Annotated in this window: 1 pseudogene; it reads right to left on the bottom strand. The window is 68.9% G+C overall.

The window, feature by feature from the left end:
- Positions 1 to 277: 277 nt before the first annotated feature.
- A pseudogene (locus tag RCF13_RS11660) lies at positions 278 to 354 on the bottom strand (EEP domain-containing protein); the annotation flags it as partial.

Below are 354 nucleotides of genomic sequence, written 5' to 3'. Positions count from 1 at the left end.
GCATCTTTATCTGCTTGGTGCGGGGGGTGGCGGGGGTGGGGGGGTTGGTGCGGGTGCACGAGCACGTGCTGGGTTTGCTGTGGGTGGGGATGGGGTGCTGGGTGGTCGCCTGGGGGGGATGCACTTTTACGGGGGGGGGTTTGATGGGGTCGGCAACCGCCTGAAAAATGGGGAGGGTGGGTATTATGTGGTTCTGGCCGTGTTTTTGGGGGGGCCAGGCGGGGGCCGGCGCTAAGGGTGCGGACCACCGGCCCGCACCTACCAGGGGGGCGGGTCCGCGCACGGCGTCGGCCGGGACGTCGATCAGCATCGCCAGGGCGAGGTGCTCGGAGAACGCGGCCGGTATGGCTTCCA

Origin of the sequence: Stenotrophomonas maltophilia group sp. RNC7 (genome assembly GCF_030910085.1) — a bacterium.
Lineage (GTDB): Bacteria > Pseudomonadota > Gammaproteobacteria > Xanthomonadales > Xanthomonadaceae > Stenotrophomonas > Stenotrophomonas sepilia.
Note: the sequence above shows the minus strand (reverse complement) of the source record. Positions and strands in the feature narration are given on the sequence as shown.